The sequence below is a fragment of the Streptomyces malaysiense genome (assembly GCF_000980885.2).
Classification (GTDB): domain Bacteria; phylum Actinomycetota; class Actinomycetes; order Streptomycetales; family Streptomycetaceae; genus Streptomyces; species Streptomyces malaysiense.
Genome location: NZ_LBDA02000064.1, coordinates 1 through 17365 on the forward strand (window position 1 = coordinate 1; position 17365 = coordinate 17365).

General features: G+C 73.9%; 12 protein-coding genes. 11 read left to right on the forward strand and 1 reads right to left on the reverse strand.

Going from position 1 to position 17365, the window contains the following annotated elements:
- The 3 genes from VT52_RS26325 to VT52_RS26335 all read left to right on the forward strand — a co-directional run.
- On the forward strand, positions 1-1569 hold a 1569-nt coding region (locus tag VT52_RS26325; RefSeq protein ID WP_071387666.1), incomplete at its 5' end, for a HelD family protein.
- A 368-nt stretch (positions 1570-1937) separates the two neighbouring features.
- Positions 1938-3353 (forward strand): NAD-dependent malic enzyme, encoded by a 1416-nt coding sequence (locus VT52_RS26330; RefSeq protein ID WP_046423203.1) that lies wholly within the window; start codon positions 1938-1940, stop codon positions 3351-3353.
- A gap of 309 nt (positions 3354-3662) precedes the next feature.
- On the forward strand, positions 3663-3944 hold the full coding sequence (locus tag VT52_RS26335) for an HU family DNA-binding protein (RefSeq protein ID WP_014673024.1): 282 nt from the start codon (positions 3663-3665) through the stop codon (positions 3942-3944).
- Positions 3945-4176: 232 nt separating this feature from the next.
- Here the strand turns inward: VT52_RS26335 and murA are convergent, their stop codons facing one another.
- Entirely contained in the window at positions 4177-5517 is a 1341-nt protein-coding gene (gene murA / locus VT52_RS26340) for a UDP-N-acetylglucosamine 1-carboxyvinyltransferase (protein WP_046423196.1), read from the reverse strand.
- 269 nt (positions 5518-5786) lie between these two features.
- Between murA and VT52_RS26345 the strand changes: the two genes are divergently transcribed.
- The 8 genes from VT52_RS26345 to VT52_RS26380 all read left to right on the forward strand — a co-directional run bounded on the left by VT52_RS26345 (position 5787) and on the right by VT52_RS26380 (position 17364).
- Positions 5787-6359 carry a YqgE/AlgH family protein gene (locus tag VT52_RS26345; protein ID WP_046423194.1) on the forward strand — a complete coding sequence of 191 codons (573 nt, stop codon included), beginning with the start codon at positions 5787-5789 and terminating at the stop codon, positions 6357-6359.
- Between the two features lie 29 nt (positions 6360-6388).
- Positions 6389-6676 (forward strand): DUF3039 domain-containing protein, encoded by a 288-nt coding sequence (locus tag VT52_RS26350; RefSeq protein ID WP_079175271.1) that lies wholly within the window; start codon positions 6389-6391, stop codon positions 6674-6676.
- Positions 6677-6867: 191 nt separating this feature from the next.
- Positions 6868-8562 (forward strand): beta-N-acetylhexosaminidase, encoded by a 1695-nt coding sequence (locus VT52_RS26355; protein ID WP_046423191.1) that lies wholly within the window; start codon positions 6868-6870, stop codon positions 8560-8562.
- Between the two features lie 293 nt (positions 8563-8855).
- Positions 8856-9749, forward strand: coding sequence for an FAD binding domain-containing protein (locus VT52_RS26360; RefSeq protein ID WP_046423189.1), 894 nt, complete (start codon positions 8856-8858; stop codon positions 9747-9749).
- A complete protein-coding gene (locus VT52_RS26365; protein WP_046423188.1) occupies positions 9746-12259 on the forward strand; it encodes a 2Fe-2S iron-sulfur cluster-binding protein in 2514 nt (837 codons plus the stop codon). Before VT52_RS26360 ends, VT52_RS26365 begins: the two co-directional genes overlap by 4 nt.
- Positions 12256-14556 carry a xanthine dehydrogenase family protein molybdopterin-binding subunit gene (locus VT52_RS26370; RefSeq protein ID WP_046423186.1) on the forward strand — a complete coding sequence of 767 codons (2301 nt, stop codon included), beginning with the start codon at positions 12256-12258 and terminating at the stop codon, positions 14554-14556. Before VT52_RS26365 ends, VT52_RS26370 begins: the two co-directional genes overlap by 4 nt.
- A gap of 147 nt (positions 14557-14703) precedes the next feature.
- Positions 14704-15864: an SUKH-4 family immunity protein gene (locus VT52_RS26375; protein WP_046423184.1), complete on the forward strand. Its 1161-nt coding sequence runs from the start codon at positions 14704-14706 to the stop codon at positions 15862-15864.
- 84 nt (positions 15865-15948) lie between these two features.
- Positions 15949-17364, forward strand: a complete 1416-nt coding sequence (locus VT52_RS26380; protein WP_079175272.1) for an MFS transporter — start codon at positions 15949-15951, stop codon at positions 17362-17364.
- Position 17365: the final 1 nt, after the last annotated feature.

Consider the following 17365-nt stretch of genomic DNA (forward strand, 5'->3'; position numbering starts at 1 on the left):
CACCGCGCCGCCTACCTGCTCTACCAGGACCGCAGGCGGTACGCGGGCGGCATCCTCATCGTCTCCCCGACCCCGCTGCTCGTCGCCTACACCGAGGGCGTGCTGCCCTCGCTCGGCGAGGAGGGCCAGGTCGCGATCCGGGCGATCGGCTCCCTGGTCGACGGCGTGGAGGCGACGCTGTACGACTCCCCGTCCGTGGCCCGCGCCAAGGGCTCGTACCGGATGCTGAAGGTGCTGCGGAAGGCCGCCAGGGGGGCCCTGGAGCTGGGCGCCGCCGTCCGGGCGGACCACGAGGAGGACGACGACACGCCGCGGCGGTCCGTCGACCCGACCCGCCTCCGCGTCGTCGCCTTCGGCCGCCGCCTCGAACTGGAGGCCGAGGAACTGGACCGCGTCCGCCGTACGGCCCTCGGCGGCACCGCCCCCGTCAACCTGCTGCGCCCGCGCGCCCGCAAGCTGCTGCTGGACGCGCTGTGGGCGAAGTCCGGTGCCGGGGCCCGGCACACCGACCCGGAACTGGCCGCCGAGCTGCGCTCCTCCTTCGACGAGGACGTCACCGGCGAGGACGCCTTCATCGGCTTCCTGGACGCGTGGTGGCCGGAGCTGACCCCGGCGCGGGTGCTCGACGCGATGGCCGACGAGAAGCGCCTCGGCCGCTGGGCGCGCCGCATCCTCAACCCGGGCGAGGTGCGCAAGGTGGCCCGTTCGCTCAAGCGCGACGGCCGCACGGTGCACGACATCGCCCTGCTGGACGAGCTCCAGGCGATCCTGGGCGTCCCGGCCCGGCCCCGCAAGAAGCGGGAGCTCGATCCGCTGGACCAGCTCACCGGCCTGGAGGAGCTGATGCCGGTGCGCGAGGAGACCCAGCGGGAGCGGGCCGAGCGGCTGGCGCAGGAGCGCACCGAGTACGCGCACGTCATCGTGGACGAGGCGCAGGACCTCACGCCGATGCAGTGGCGCATGGTCGGCCGCCGCGGCCGGCACGCCACCTGGACGGTGGTCGGGGACCCGGCCCAGTCCTCCTGGTCCGACCCGGACGAGGCGGCCGAGGCCCGCGACGAGGCCCTGGGCAGCCGCCCCCGGCGCCGCTTCCAGCTCTCCGTGAACTACCGCAACCCCGCCGAGATCGCCGATCTGGCCGCCCGGGTGCTCGCGCTCGCCATGCCCGGCGCCGAGTCGCCCAGGGCCGTACGGTCCACCGGCGTCGAGCCGCGCTTCACCGTCGTGGCGGAATCCCTACAGGCCGCCGTGCGGGCCGAGGCGGAGCGGCTGCTGGGCCTCGTGGACGGCACGGTCGGCGTGGTCGTCGCGATGAACCGGCGCGAGGAGGCGAGACGCTGGCTCGCCGGGCTCGGCGACCGGGTGGTGGCGCTCGGCAGCCTGGAGGCCAAGGGCCTGGAGTACGACGCGACGGTCGTCGTCTCGCCCGCGGAGATCGCCGACGAGTCCCCGGCCGGGCTGCGCGTGCTCTACGTGGCGCTCACCCGGGCGACCCAGCAGCTCACGGTGGTGTCGGGGGAGCGGGACGAGCCGGACGCGGCCGGGGTGCCGGATCTGCTGCGCGACTGAGTTCTCGGCGAACTCCCCGCGCGGGGAACGGCATCCGGCATCCGTTTGTTAGCCTGGGTACGGCACCGGCTCGATCCAAGCCCCCGGGCCCAACCTTCGTCCCTTCGAGGGACCACTTGCCGCGAGGCGAGCATGGCGGGCCGGTGTCATCAACGTGGGAGGCCCACGTCACGACAGAGTGACGTGGGCCTCTTTCTTATGCCCATCAACTCTCGTATGGTGGAAGTCGTTTTCCGAAACCACGCACCAGGTGGTAGTCGCCCGTGAACAAAACGTCCGCAATCGAGGGCGACTACCACGTACTGATCGGTAGGTGCGACGATCGGACGGCACAAATAGCGACACGGTGAAAGCAGAGGAAGTCGGCCATGGCAACGGCGCCCAGCGTCTCCTACTCGATGACCATCCGGCTGGAGGTGCCCGCGAGCGGAACCGCCGTCTCGCAGCTCACCAACGCCGTGGAGTCCTCCGGAGGCTCGGTGACCGGCCTCGACGTCACCGCGTCCGGGCACGAGAAGCTCCGTATCGACGTCACCATCGCGGCCACCTCCACGGCCCACGCCGAGGAGATCGTCGGGAAGCTGCGCGGTATCGAGGGCGTCACTCTCGGCAAGGTCTCCGACCGTACGTTCCTGATGCACCTCGGCGGCAAGATCGAGATGCAGTCCAAGCACCCCATCCGCAACCGTGACGACCTCTCCATGGTCTACACGCCGGGTGTGGCCCGCGTCTGCATGGCGATCGCCGAGAACCCCGAGGACGCCCGCCGCCTCACCATCAAGCGCAACTCGGTTGCGGTCGTGACGGACGGCTCCGCGGTGCTCGGCCTCGGCAACATCGGCCCCAAGGCCGCGCTGCCCGTGATGGAGGGCAAGGCGGCCCTCTTCAAGCGCTTCGCCGGCATCGACGCCTGGCCGCTCTGCCTGGACACCCAGGACACCGACGCGATCGTGGAGATCGTCAAGGCGATCGCCCCCGGCTTCGCGGGCATCAACCTGGAGGACATCTCCGCGCCCCGCTGCTTCGAGATCGAGGCCCGGCTGCGCGAGGCTCTGGACATCCCGGTCTTCCACGACGACCAGCACGGCACCGCCATCGTCGTGCTCGCCGCGCTGACCAACGCGCTGCGCGTCACCGGCAAGGCGATCGAGAACATCCGGATCGTCATGTCCGGCGCCGGCGCGGCCGGTACGGCCATCCTCAAGCTGCTGCTCGCGGCGGGCGCCAAGAACGCCGTCGTCGCCGACATCCACGGCGTGGTGCACGCGGGCCGCGAGGACCTGGTGAACGCCCCGGCCGACTCGCCGCTGCGCTGGATCGCCGACAACACCAACCCCGAGGGCCTCACCGGCACCCTGAAGGAGGCCGTGCGCGGCGCGGACGTCTTCATCGGCGTCTCGGCCCCGAACGTCCTGGACGGCGACGACGTGGCCACCATGGCGGACGGCGCGATCGTGTTCGCGCTCGCGAACCCGGACCCCGAGGTCGACCCGGCGATCGCCCGCCAGACGGCCGCGGTGGTGGCCACCGGCCGCTCGGACTTCCCCAATCAGATCAACAACGTGCTGGTCTTCCCGGGTGTCTTCCGTGGCCTGCTGGACGCGCAGTCCCGTACTGTCAACACCGAGATGATGCTCGCCGCCGCGAAGGCACTCGCCGATGTGGTCAGCGAGGACGAGCTGAACCCCAACTACATCATTCCGAGCGTCTTCAACGACAAGGTCGCGGGCGCCGTCGCCGGCGCGGTCCGCGAGGCCGCCAAGGCGGTCGGCGCAACGGTCTGACCAGGGCGGACCACCCGACCACGGCGCGTCGTACGGTGCCAGGGGCTGTGAGGATCACCACGGTGGCCCCCCGCACCGGCGCGTCGTGGAACCACCTGGTGCCGGGCGCCCTCTAGGGTGACGCCGATCAGGCGCTTTTCGTGTGACTCCCCAGGGTGTTCTCACGACTCCTACGGGTGCCGGATTGGCTTTCCCGCCGCAGGTAGGGGCAGGATGCGTCCCTGGGCGCGAGCGCATCGGCATCGCAGTGCCGCGGGCACGACCGCCGCGTGGCACACCCCAACGGCAAGAAAACACGGGAGTAACAACATGAACCGCAGTGAGCTGGTGGCCGCGCTGGCCGACCGTGCCGAGGTGACCCGCAAGGACGCCGACGCCGTGCTGGCCGCGTTCGCCGAGACCGTCGGCGAGATCGTCGCCAAGGGCGACGAGAAGGTCACCATCCCCGGCTTCCTGACCTTCGAGCGCACCCACCGTGCCGCTCGTACCGCGCGCAACCCGCAGACCGGCGAGCCGATCAACATCCCCGCCGGGTTCAGCGTGAAGGTCACCGCGGGCTCCAAGCTCAAGGAAGCGGCCAAGGGCAAGTAACCGCTCCGCTTCGGGCGCCGGTCCGCCGGACCGCCGTCCGAGGTGAGCACCGCGGGTGGCCGACGGTCCGTCGTGACCGGTCGCGCCCGCGCCGCGGAGCCGCAGATCCGACACGGCCCCCGCGCTCCTTCGGGGCGCGGCCCGGCAGGCCGCGCCAGAAGGATCGACGACGCCGAACAGGGCGGCCCCCCTCATCGGAGGGGGGCCGCCCTGTTTGCTTGTTTGCTCGGGGTCAGCCGAGGGCCTTGCCCGGGAGTTCGACCTTGGCGCCCAGCTCCATGAGCTTCTCCATGAAGTTCTCGTAGCCGCGGTTGATCAGCTCGATGCCGTGGACCCGGGAGGTGCCCTCGGCGGCGAGCGCCGCGATCAGGTAGGAGAAGCCGCCGCGCAGGTCGGGGATGACCAGGTCGGCGCCCTGGAGCCGGGTCGGTCCCGAGACGACCGCGGAGTGCAGGAAGTTGCGCTGGCCGAAGCGGCAGTCGGAGCCGCCCAGGCACTCGCGGTAGAGCTGGATGTGGGCGCCCATCTGGTTGAGCGCCGAGGTGAAGCCCAGCCGGGACTCGTAGACCGTCTCGTGGATGATCGACAGGCCCGTGGCCTGGGTGAGCGCCACCACCAGCGGCTGCTGCCAGTCGGTCTGGAAACCGGGGTGCACGTCCGTCTCCAGGGCGATGGACTTCAGCTGGCCGCCCGGGTGCCAGAAGCGGATGCCCTCGTCGTCGATCTCGAAGGCGCCGCCGACCTTGCGGTAGGTGTTCAGGAACGTCATCATCGAGCGCTGCTGGGCGCCGCGGACGTAGATGTTGCCGCCGGTCGCGAGCGCCGCCGAGGCCCAGGACGCGGCCTCCAGCCGGTCCGGCAGGGCCCGGTGGGTGTAGCCGCCGAGCTTGTCCACACCGGTGATGCGGATGGTGCGGTCGGTGTCCATCGCGATGATCGCGCCCATCTTCTGCAGCACGCAGATGAGGTCCTCGATCTCCGGCTCGACGGCCGCGTTGGACAGCTCCGTGACGCCCTCGGCCAGCACGGCCGTCAGCAGCACCTGCTCGGTCGCGCCCACCGACGGGTACGGCAGCGTGATCTTCGTACCGCGCAGGCCCTTCGGCGCCTCCAGGTACTGCCCGTCCGCGCGCTTCTCGATGCTCGCGCCGAACTGCCGCAGCACGTCGAAGTGGAAGTCGATGGGCCGGCCGCCGATGTCGCAGCCGCCGAGGCCGGGGATGAACGCGTGCCCGAGCCGGTGCAGCAGCGGGCCGCAGAACAGGATCGGGATACGGCTGGAGCCGGCGTGGGCGTCGATGTCGGCCACGTTGGCGCTCTCGACGTACGTCGGGTCGAGCACCAGCTCGCCGGGCTCCTCACCCGGACGGACCGTCACCCCGTGCAGCTGGAGCAGCCCGCGCACGACGCGCACGTCACGGATGTCCGGAACATTGCGCAGCCGGCTCGGCGCGCTGCCGAGCAGCGCGGCGACCATGGCCTTCGGCACGAGGTTCTTCGCACCGCGGACACGGATCTCGCCCTCAAGCGGGTTTCCGCCGTGGACAAGCAGGACATCGTCGTTGACGGTCATGAATCTCGCGTTCCGATCAGATGGGCATGGGGACCGCCGATCACGGGCGGGCCGTGGGACAGGGTAATCGCCGATCACCCCCCGCCCGTAAGTCCGCGTACCGCCCTGTCGGTCATGGGTGTGTCACAACACGAACCGTTTGCGATCGAACACACGCCGTCACCGCTGCGCGCGTGCGCCGGGCCTGCTCCCGCGCTCCCTGAACTGCGTTCACCCGCACACTCCGATTGGCTCCCCACTCCGGGGCAAGATGCGGGATCATGTCTGGCATGACCGAGGTGTCCTCGCTCACAGGGCGGCTGCTCGTGGCCACCCCCGCCCTGGCGGACCCGAACTTCGACCGCGCGGTGGTGCTCCTCCTCGACCACGACGAGGAGGGGTCCCTCGGCGTCGTCCTCAACCGCCCCACCCCGGTGGGCGTCGGCGACATCCTGGAGGGCTGGGCCGAGCTGACCGGCGAGCCCGGCGTCGTCTTCCAGGGCGGTCCGGTCTCGCTGGACTCCGCGCTCGGCGTGGCGGTGATACCGGGCGGGACGAACGGCGAGCGGGCCCCGCTGGGCTGGCGGCGGGTGCACGGCGCGATCGGCCTGGTCGACCTGGAGGCCCCGCCCGAGCTGCTCGCCCCGGCCGTCGGCGCGCTGCGGATCTTCGCGGGGTACGCCGGCTGGGGGCCCGGACAGCTGGAGGAGGAGCTGGCCGAGGGCGCCTGGTACGTGGTGGAGTCCGAGCCCGGTGACGTGTCCTCGCCGGAGCCCGAACGGCTGTGGCGCGAGGTGCTGCGCCGCCAGCGCAGCGAGCTGGCGATGGTGGCCACGTACCCGGACGACCCTTCGCTCAACTGATACCCGGGCGCTTCAGTACCCTGGGCAATATGAGCACTCTTGAGCCCGAGCGCGGGACTGGTACGGGGACCCTCGTAGAGCCGACGCCACAGGTGTCCCACGGCGACGGCGACCACGAGCGCTACGCCCACTACGTCCAGAAGGACAAGATCATGGCGAGCGCCCTCGACGGCACCCCCGTCGTGGCGCTGTGCGGCAAGGTCTGGGTGCCGGGCCGCGACCCGAAGAAGTACCCCGTGTGCCCCATGTGCAAGGAGATCTACGAGTCCATGGGCAGCGGCGGCGACAAGGACAAGGGCGGCGACAAGGGCAAGTGAGGCCCGTCCCGCCACGGTGACCCGCGAGGGCCCCGCCGCGCCTGGGTGCGCGCCGGGGCCCGCTGCCTTTGCCCGATTGGTCGAGACCTCTTGTGGGGCCGGTTCCGGGGTCCTAGCCTCCCTGTCGACCGGTTGGTTGTGCGGGGTGGAACGGCCGTTGCACAGGGTGCAACGCGGGGCGTGGAGGTCGCATGGGTGACATCGGCGGAGAGGGGGCGGCCGCGGCCGAGGAGGCGGCGCTGATCCCGGCGCCGGGCCGGCTCTCGGCGCCGGCCGGCGCGGCGGGGGCTCGCTGCGTGGTCGACGCGGACACCGGGATCGAGGCCGCGGCGGGCACCGAAGGGGTGGCCCGCTGGCTGCGGTCGACGGTCGGCGCGGCGACGGGGCTGCCCCTCGCGCCGTACCGCGAGGGCGAGAGCCGCGCCGGGGACGGCCGGGTGCGGCTGCGGATCGTGCCCGCTCTGGCGGACGAACTCGGCGGCCCGGAGTCGTACCGGCTGACCGCCGAGAACAGGGTGGTCACCCTGGACGGGGCGAGCGAGGCCGGCCTGTTCTGGGCCGCGGGCACCTTCCGGCAGCTGCTCGGGCCCGAGGCCTTCCGGCGGGCCCCCGTCAGCGGTCGCGGCGCCTGGGAATTCCCCGCGCTCACCGTGCGCGACAGCCCCCGATTCGGCTGGCGCGGACTACTGCTCGACGTCGCCCGGCACTTCATGCCCAAGGACGGGGTGCTGCGCTACCTCGACCTGATGGCCGCGCACAAACTCAACGTGCTGCACCTGCACCTGACGGACGATCAGGGCTGGCGGGTCGAGATCAGGCGGTATCCGGAACTGACCGAGACCGGCTCCTGGCGGGCACGGACGAAAATCGGCCACCGTGCCTCACCGCTGTGGGAGGAGAAGCCGCACGGGGGTCACTACACCCAGGACGACATCCGGGAGATCGTCGCCTACGCGGCCGAACGGCACATCACCGTCGTGCCGGAGATCGATGTGCCGGGGCATTCGCAGGCGGCCGTCGCCGCGTATCCGGAACTCGGCAACACCGACGTCGTCGACACCGCCGCGCTCTCCGTCTGGGACACCTGGGGGGTCAACCCCAACGTGCTGGCCCCCACCGACCACACCCTGCGCTTTTACGAAGGGGTGTTCGAGGAGGTCCTGGAGATGTTCCCGTCACGGTTCATCCACATCGGTGGTGACGAGTGCCCGAAGGACCAGTGGCAGAAGTCGGCGGCCGCCCAGCGGCGCGTCGCCGACCTCGGCCTGGCCGACGAGGACCAGCTCCAGTCGTGGTTCGTACGGCATTTCGACACCTGGCTCGGGGCGCGCGGGCGCCGGCTGATCGGCTGGGACGAGATCCTCCAGGGCGGGCTGGCACCGGGCGCCGCGGTCTCCTCCTGGCGTGGTTACGAGGGCGGGGTCACCGCCGCGCGCGCCGGCCACGACGTCGTCATGTGCCCCGAGCAGTACGTGTACCTGGACCACCGGCAGGCTCCCGGCGACGAGGAACCCGTACCGATCGGCTTCGTGCGCACCCTGGAGGACGTCTACCGGTTCGAACCCGTTCCCGCCGCGCTCACCGAGGCCGAGGCGCGCCATGTGCTCGGCACCCAGGCCAATGTGTGGACCGAGGCCCTGGAGGACGCGCGGCGCGTGGACTACCAGGCGTTTCCCCGGCTCGCCGCGTTCGCGGAGGTCGCCTGGAGCCGGCTTCCCGCGCCCCCGGACCGGGACTTCGCGGACTTCGAGCGCCGGATGACCGCGCACTACCGGCGACTTGACGCCCTGGGCGTCGCCTACCGGCCACCGTCCGGGCCCCGGCCGTGGCAGCGGCGGCCCGGGGTGCCCGGCCGCCCGATCGACGGACCGCCGCCCGCCAGGTGATCCCGAACGGCCGGAACCCGCCGGGTGTACCCCAGCGGGCGCGCCGCGCGACTCGGATGGGACGTCCAGCGGAAAAACCACGGCAGCTTCACCGAAGAGTGGCAATTCGTGCGCACCGGTGAAGTGGTGTGAAAACGGCTCATCTCCTCGGCGAGGTGGGCGAATGCCTCCTAGCGGACCCCCGCGTTCGAGCCTTGCGAAGATGTGCCAGAGTTGCCACGTCCGCCCTGTCAGCACGTACCGTACGGCGCAACAGGCGGGACCAGGTGGGGCAGCGGGAAGGGGCAGCCGGGTTGACCACGCACGCACCGCAGGCGGGGCAGGCCGTCACGCTGCCCACGACGCTGGACGAGGCGGTGGCGGCGCTCGCCGCGATGCCCACCGCGGTCCCGGTCGCGGGCGGCACCGATCTGATGGCCGCCGTCAACTCCGGGCAGCTGCGGCCCGCCGCGCTGGTCGGCCTCGGCCGGATCAGCGAGATCCGCGGCTGGCAGTACCAGGACGGCCACGCGCTGCTCGGCGCCGGGCTCACCCACGCGCGCATGGGCCGCCCCGACTTCGCGGCCCTGATCCCCGCGCTCGCCGCCGCCGCGCGCGCCGCGGGCCCGCCGCACATCCGCAACGCCGGCACCTTGGGCGGCAACATCGCCTCCGCCGCGCCCACCGGGGACGCGCTGCCGGTGCTCGCCGCGCTGGAGGCGACGCTGATCGTCGCCGGACCGGGCGGGGCGCGCCGGGAGGTTCCGGTCTCGCACCTGCTGGCGGGCGTGGAGATGCTGGGCGCCGGCGAACTCATCGGCTTCGTGCGGGTGCCGCTGCTGCACGCCCCGCAGGTCTTCCTGAAGGCCACCGGGCGCACCGGACCCGGCCGTGCGCTGGCCTCCGTCGCCCTCGTGCTCGACCCGGCCCGGCGCGGGGTGCGCTGCGCGGTCGGGGCCATAGCGCCGATGCCGCTGCGGCCGCTGGAGGCCGAGCAGTGGGTCGCGCAGCTCATCGACTGGGACAACGACCGCGCGCTCGTCCCCGAGGCGCTCGGCGCCTTCGGCGAGTACGTCGCCGCGGCCTGCATCCCCGACCCGGCGCCGGAGGCGGACGGCACGGTGCCGTCGCTGCCGCCCGCCGTACTGCACCTGCGGCGTACCGTCGCCGCGCTGGCCCGACGAGCACTGGGGAGGGCGCTGTCGTGACCGACGACCGGCACGGAGAGGGCACGCCCGAGGGCGGCCGCTGGAACCCGTTGCCCCAGGGCGACTACGACGACGGCGCCACCGCCTTCGTCAAGCTCCCCGAGGGCGGCATAGACGCCCTGCTGGCCGGCGACAGCCCGCTGGCCGCGCCGGGCCACGGCTATGTGCCGCCGCGCATCCCGGGGGCTCCGGCGGACGACGGCCACGGCGGCTGGCCCGAGCCCCGGAGCGGTGCCGCCCAGTGGCCCGACCCGAACGGCGGCCAGGGCGGCGGCCGGTGGCCCGACCCGGACGCCGGGCAGGGGGCGACGCAGGGCGGCGACCGCTTCACGTACGACCCCGCGGCCACCCAGCACTGGAACTTCGAGGAGCCCCAGGCTCCCGCCGCGCCCGGCCATGACGTCACCGGGCAGTGGTCCATCCCCGTCGCAGGCGGAGAACTGCCCGACGAATCCGGCGAGTTCACCACCTCGTCCCTGGTGGAGCAGTGGGGCGGCACCCCGCCGGCCACCCTCCCGGGCGGCGCGCCCGCGCCCTGGGCCACCGGCACGGGCCGGCCCTGGGGCGACCAGGGAGAGGCCGCGCAGGGACCGGACACGTACGGGTCCGGCGAGGCGTACGGGCACGACACGTACGCCCCCGAGGCCGGCGGCGCCGAGGCGTACGGCCCCGGGACCGGCGGACACACGGGGGGCGCCGAATTCCGCGCCGAGCGCGCGCAGAGCACCGGGCAGGGGGTCGGCAGCGCGCGGGCGCGCCGGCAGGCCCGCGCACAGGCCGCGTACGAGCGGTCCGGGGCCGGACAGGGCGCGCCGGGCGGGTACGAGCACGCGGGGCCCGGGCAGGGCGCCCACGGGCAGACCGGTCCCGTGCCGGACGCGCACCAGCAGACGGGCCGCGCGCCGGAGCGGACCGGTTCCGCGCCGGACGCGTACGGCCAGGACGCGCCGGGGCACGAGGCGTACGGGCCGGACGGCTCCGGGCAGACCGGGGCGGTGCCGGGCGAGCACGAGGCGGCCGGGCACACGCAGGGCGTGGACGCGCACGGGCTGGACGCGCACGGCGGGTACGGCCAGGGAGGGTACGAACAGGCGGGGTACGAGCAGTCCGGGTACGAGCAGTCCGGACAGGCGGACGGCGCGGCCGTGCCGGGTCCGGACGGGACCGCGGCGCAGGAGCACGCCGCGCGGGACCCGCACGAGCAGGCGGGCCACGAACAGGCCGGGCACCCCGATTCGGCGCACCCGGAGCCGGGCCACACCCCGCCCGGCGGTCACCCCGCCCCCGCGCACCTCCCCTCGCCCGCCACCGAGCCGTCGTACCCCTCCCCGGGCGCCCCCCTGGGGGACGGGCGACCGGCGCACCCGCCGGGGGACGCCGCGGCGGAGCACCGTACGCCGCCCGCGGGCACCCCCGTGGGCCCGGACGCCCACGGCCCGGCCACGCCTCCCGCCGACGGCCCCGCCGAACACGCGGACCAGGACGCCGCCGCCGAGGCCGCCACGCGGCCGGAGGCGGCGCCCGACCCGGCCGCCACGCCGGCGCACGGCACCCCGTCGCCCACCGCGGACCCGGCCGTACCCGTCGTACCCGAGCAGCGCTCCGGCGCGGCCGTGCCCGGCGTTCCCGGGCAGCGGTCCGACACGCCCGTGCCGGCGCCCGCCGCACCGGCGGAGGCCGCTCCGGCGCACGACGGCGACACGCCGAGCCCCGCGCCGGAGGCGCCGGAACACGCCGACAGCGAACCCGAACAGGCCGGGGAGCCCGAAGCCGCCGAGGCGCCGGAAGAGCCGGAGCGCGCCCCCCTCCCGCCCCACGACGACCACCCCAGCGCCTCCTACGTCCTGCGTGTCAACGGCGCCGACCGGCCCGTCACCGACGCCTGGATCGGGGAGTCGCTGCTCTACGTGCTGCGTGAGCGGCTCGGGCTCGCCGGGGCGAAGGACGGCTGCTCGCAGGGCGAGTGCGGGGCCTGCAACGTGCAGGTCGACGGGCGGCTCGTGGCCTCCTGCCTGGTGCCCGCGGTCACCGCGGCCGGCACCGAGGTGCGCACCGTGGAGGGGCTGGCCCAGGACGGTCACCCCTCGGACGTGCAGCGGGCGCTGGCCAGGTGCGGCGCCGTGCAGTGCGGCTTCTGCGTGCCCGGCATGGCGATGACCGTGCACGACCTGCTGGAGGGCAACCCCGCGCCGACCGAGCTGGAGACCCGGCAGGCCCTGTGCGGCAACCTGTGCCGCTGCTCCGGCTACCGGGGCGTCGTCCAGGCCGTCCAGGAGGTCGTCGCCGAACGCGCGGACGCGCACGCTCCCGAGACGGCGGCGGACACGGCGGCGGAGACGGGGACCGAAGCCGAGGACGCGGGCGTACCGCACCAGGCGGCTTCCGGCTCCGGCCCGTCGCTGTTCGAGGCGCCGGGCGTCTTCGACACGCCGCCACCCACCCCGGACGGCTACGGCGACACGCCCGGCCCGTACGACCAGCACTACGGCCAGGACGGAGGCCAGGCGTGAGCAACGAAGCCGCCGCCGCCGCGGAACCCGCCCCCGAGACCGAGCAGGCGCTGCACGGCCTCGGCGTCTCGCTGCCGCACGCGGACGCCCGCGCCAAGACCGAGGGCACCTTCCCGTACGCCGCCGACCTGTGGGCCGAGGGCCTGCTCTGGTCGGCCGTCCTGCGCTCCCCGCACGCGCACGCCAGGATCGTGTCCATCGACACCTCGCACGCCCGTGAGATGCCCGGCGTGCGCGCCGTCATCACCCACGAGGACGTGCCGGGCACCCCTCGCCACGGCCGGGGCACCCCCGACCGGCCGGTGTTCGCCGCCGAGGTCGTACGGCACCACGGTGAGGCCATCGCCGCCGTCGCCGCCGACCACCCGGACACCGCGCGGATGGCCGCGGCCGCGATCATCGTCGAGTACGAGGTCCTCGACCCGGTGACCGACCCCGAGCAGGCGTTCGAGGCCGAACCCCTGCACCCCGACGGCAACCTGATCCGGCACATCCCGCTGCGCCACGGCGACGCGGACGCGGCCGGCGAGGTGGTGGTCGAGGGGCTCTACCGGATCGGCCGCCAGGACCCGGCCCCGATCGGCGCCGAGGCCGGTCTCGCGGTGCCCCGCCCCGACGGCGGGGTGGAGCTGTACCTGGCCTCCACCGACCCGCACCACGACCGCGACACCGCCGCCGCCTGCTTCGGGCTGTCCCCGGATCGGGTGAAGATCGTGGTCACCGGGGTACCCGGGGCCACCGCCGACCGCGAGGACGGGAGCTTCCAGCTCCCGCTCGGCCTGCTCGCCCTGCGCACCGGCCTGCCGGTGAAGCTCGCCGCGAGCCGCGAGGAGTCCTTCCTCGGCCACGTCCACCGGCACCCCACCCTGCTGCGCTACCGCCACCACGCCGATGCCGACGGCAACCTGGTGAAGGTGGAGGCGCAGATCCTGCTGGACGCGGGCGCGTACGCCGACACCTCCGCGGAGGCGCTGGCGGCCGCCGTCTCCTTCGCGTGCGGACCGTACGTCGTGCCGAACGCGTTCATCGAGGGCTGGGCCGTGCGCACCAACAACCCGCCCTCCGGTCATGTGCGCGGCGAGGGCGCGATGCAGGTGTGCGCCGCGTACGAGGCGCAGATGGACAAGCTGGCCCGGAAGCTGGACATGGACCCGGCGGAACTCCGGCTGCGCAACGCCCTCGCGACCGGTGACGTGCTGCCCATCGGCCAGACGGTGACCTGCCCGGCTCCGGTCGCCGAACTCCTGCGGTCCGTACGGGACTTCCCGCTCCCGGAACTTCCCAAGGACACCCCCGAGGAGGACTGGCTGCTGCCCGGCGGACCCGAGGGCGCGGGGGAGCCGGGCGCGGTGCGCCGGGGCGTCGGCTACGGCCTCGGCATGGTGCACATGCTCGGCGCGGAGGGCGCCGACGAGGTGTCCACGGCGACGGTCAGGGTCCACGACGGCATCGCGACCGTGCTCTGCGCGGCCGTGGAGGCCGGGCAGGGATTCACCACGCTGGCCCGGCAGATCGTCCAGGACACCCTGGGCATCGAGGAGGTCCGCGTCGCCCCGGTCGACACCGACCAGCCCCCGTCCGGACCGGGCAGCCGTGGCCGGCACACCTGGGTGTCGGGCGGTGCGGTGGAGCGGGCGGCGAAGATGGTCCGCACCCAGCTTCTCCAGCCGCTGGCCCACAAGTTCGGCATGTCGACCGAACTGCTCCAGATCGAGGACGGCAAGATCACGTCGTACGACGGGGTGCTGTCGACCACCGTCACCGAGGCGCTGGACGGCAAGGAGCTGTGGGCCACCGCGCAGTGCCGCCCGCACCCCACCGAGCCGCTGGACGCGGCCGGGCAGGGCGACGCGTTCGTGGGCCTCGCGTTCTGCGCGATCCGCGCGGTCGTGGACGTGGACATCGAGCTGGGCTCGGTGCGGGTGGTGGAGCTGGCCGTCGCCCAGGACGTGGGCCGGGTGCTCAACCCCGCGCAGCTGGCGGCCCGGATCGAGGCGGGCGTCACGCAGGGCGTCGGCATCGCGCTCACCGAGAACCTGCGCACCCCGCGCGGGCTGGTCCGCCACCCCGACCTGACCGGGTACGCCCTGCCGACCGCCCTGGACGCGCCGGACATCCGGATCGTCAAGCTGGTGGAGGAGCGGGACGTGGTCGCGCCGTTCGGCGCCAAGTCGGTCAGCGCGGTGCCGGTGGTGACGTCCCCGGCGGCCATCGCCTCCGCCGTCCGCGCGGCCACCGGGCGCCCGGTCAACCGGCTCCCGGTCCGCCCCCAGGCGGCCGTGGTCACCACCCGGTGACCGGCGCCGGGCAACGCGTCGGCGCCTTCTGACGTCTTCGTCCCACGGGGCGTTGTCAGTGGTGCGGCGTAGTGTGCTCAGCGGTGGGGGAGCCGCCGGTGCGGGCGCCCGTACTTCGGCACGCACGGGCGAGACCGCGGGGGAGCGATGGGTACGACGACGGATGCCGGGACAGCGGCGATCACGCTGACCGAGGCCGAGCTGGACCGCCATGTCACACATGCCGCGACGCGCGGCCTGCTCACGGGTCCCGGGCTGCCCGCCGTCACCGACGTGCTGACCTTCTCACCGCTGCGCGCGCACGGCCTGCGCACCCTCGCGGACGCGGCGGACGGCCCCTTCCACCTGGCGGAGGAGCTGCGGGACCGCTTGGTGATCGGCGAACTGCTCAACCCGGCCGGCATGGAGCGGGAGTCGATCCTGCTCGACGGCGACACGGGCGAGATCACGACGGCGTACCTCCGTGACCCCTCCGCCTGGCGCCCCTTCGCACCGTCCCTGGCCACGCTGCTGCGCTTCGCCGCGGTCACCGAGGAACTCGCGGGCCTGCGCGGCCGGTTCTCCTCGCTGGCCGGGCGGTACGGCCCGAAGACGGCCGCAGAGGCGTCCCGCCGGCTGCTCGCCCTCTTCGAGGAGGGCACGGACGGCCGGGTGCCGCCGTACTGGAAGGCGGCGGCCCTGATCCGCCCGCTCGCCCTGGCCGCGGGTCCGGGCACGGCGTCCGGGCTCGCCCTGGACATCCCCGCGCGCGTCCTCGACCAGGAGTTCGGGCACGGTCGGGTGGCCCGCTTCGAGGACGTCGACTTCCCGGTCACGCTCACCCACGAGCCGACCCGCCGCTTCCTGCGCGAGACCGGGCTGCCCGAGGAGGCGGTCCTCTTCTTCACCGACCCGGACGCCCCGCTGCCGACGCTGCGCGAGTACTTCGCCCAGGAGTGCGGCGACCATCCCCGCACCGAACTCCCGGCCCACTGCGACCACTTGATCCGCCTCGGCCGCCTGGCCGAGGAAAGCAGCCTGGTGGTCGACGGCCGCACCGGCGCGGTGCTGACGTTCTCCGAACCGGAGGCCGCGCTGCACCCGCTCAACACCGACGTCTCGACCCTCGCCTTCACCCTCTGGCTGCTCCACCACGAACGCGTCATCGACCAGCACCTCTCCCACGAACTGACGACGGCCTCCTACGACCAGCTGGCCGCCGCCATGCTCCACACCCTGACCACCCTCGACCCGACCGCCACCCAGCCGGGCACGACGTGGCACTACTGGGCGGAGTCCTTCCAGGACGAGGCGGGCGGGGTGCTCTGACGAGGGGCGCAGGTCCGGGGTCGCAGAGGAGAGGGGGGACCTCCGACAGGTGCGAACTCGGCGTCGGGCCTTACTCTTTCGGACATGAGCGTGCTGGGGTCCCGTGCCGACGACGTCGTGGTGGAGGAAGGCTTCGAGCAGGACGGCGGGGTGCTGGGCCGGGCCTACCGGGCGCTGAGCATCGGCATGGTCTCCGTCGTGTTCCTGATCGCCTTCGAGGCGACCGCCGTCGGCACCGCGATGCCCGTCGCGGCGCGTGAGCTGCACGGCGTCGCGCAGTACGCCTTCGCGTTCTCCGGGTTCTTCACCACCAGCCTCTTCGGCATGGTCCTCGCCGGCCAGTGGGCCGACCGCCGCGGCCCGCTCGCCGCGCTGACCACCGGCATCGGCTCGTTCGCCGCGGGCCTGGTGATAGCCGGCACCGCCCGGACCATGTGGGTGTTCATCCTCGGACGGGCCGTGCAGGGACTCGGCGGCGGGCTCGTCATCGTCGCGCTGTACGTGGTCGTCGGCCGGGCCTACCCGGAACGGCTGCGACCCGCGATCATGGCGGCGTTCGCGGCCGGCTGGGTGGTGCCGTCCATCGTGGGCCCGCTCGCCTCCGGCGCCGTCACCGAACAGCTCGGCTGGCGCTGGGTCTTCCTCGGCATCCCGGTCCTCGTCGTGCTCCCGCTGGCCCTCGCCCTGCCCCGGATACGGAGCCGGGCGTCGGGACCGGTCGACGCGGCGGTCGCCGCGGCCCCCCTCGACCGCCGGCGCATCCGGCTCGCCCTCGGTATCGCCCTCGGCGCCGGGCTCGTCCAGTACGCCGTCCAGGACCTGCGCCCCCTCTCCCTGATCCCCGGCGCGGCCGGTGCCGCCCTGCTGGTCCCCGCCGTCCTCGGCCTGCTGCCGCGCGGCACCTGTCGCGCCGCCCGCGGCCTGCCCTCCGTGGTGCTGCTGCGCGGGGTGTCCGCAGGGTCGTTCGTCGCCGCCGAGTCCTTCGTGCCGCTGATGCTGGTCACCCAGCGCGGCCTGTCGCCGACGCTCGCCGGACTCTCCCTGGCCGTGGGCGGCGGCACCTGGGCGCTGGGTTCCTGGCTGCAGTCCCGGCCGCGTCTCGCGCCGTACCGGGAGCGGCTGATGACCGCCGGGATGGTCCTGGTCACCGCCGCGCTGGTGACCGTGCCGAGCGTGCTGCTGCCCGCGGTGCCGGTGTGGACCGTCGCCGTCGTCTGGGCCTTCGGCTGCCTCGGCATGGGCCTGGTGATCTCCTCCACCAGCGTGCTGCTGCTGCGCCTGTCCGCCCCCGAGGAGGCCGGCGCCAACTCCGCCGCCCTCCAGATCTCCGACGCCCTCTCCAACGCCCTCCTCCTCGCCGCCGTCGGCGCCGCCTTCGCGGCCCTCGGCGGCGGCACCGCCGCCCGTCCCGCCGCGTTCGCCGTCGTCTTCTTCCCCATGGCGGTGGTCGCGCTGGCGGGCGTGTGGGTGACGACACGGCTGCGGTCGGCGGAGCCCTGAC

Bases quoted from the DNA above. Each gene is read 5' to 3' on its own strand.
- VT52_RS26330 (WP_046423203.1), top strand. From the start codon at position 1,938: ATGGCAACGGCGCCCAGCGTCTCCTACTCGATGACCATCCGGCTGGAG.
- VT52_RS26335 (WP_014673024.1), top strand. From the start codon at position 3,663: ATGAACCGCAGTGAGCTGGTGGCCGCGCTGGCCGACCGTGCCGAGGTG.
- murA (WP_046423196.1), bottom strand. From the start codon at position 5,517: ATGACCGTCAACGACGATGTCCTGCTTGTCCACGGCGGAAACCCGCTT.
- VT52_RS26345 (WP_046423194.1), top strand. From the start codon at position 5,787: ATGACCGAGGTGTCCTCGCTCACAGGGCGGCTGCTCGTGGCCACCCCC.
- VT52_RS26350 (WP_079175271.1), top strand. From the start codon at position 6,389: ATGAGCACTCTTGAGCCCGAGCGCGGGACTGGTACGGGGACCCTCGTA.
- VT52_RS26355 (WP_046423191.1), top strand. From the start codon at position 6,868: ATGGGTGACATCGGCGGAGAGGGGGCGGCCGCGGCCGAGGAGGCGGCG.
- VT52_RS26375 (WP_046423184.1), top strand. From the start codon at position 14,704: ATGGGTACGACGACGGATGCCGGGACAGCGGCGATCACGCTGACCGAG.
- VT52_RS26380 (WP_079175272.1), top strand. From the start codon at position 15,949: ATGAGCGTGCTGGGGTCCCGTGCCGACGACGTCGTGGTGGAGGAAGGC.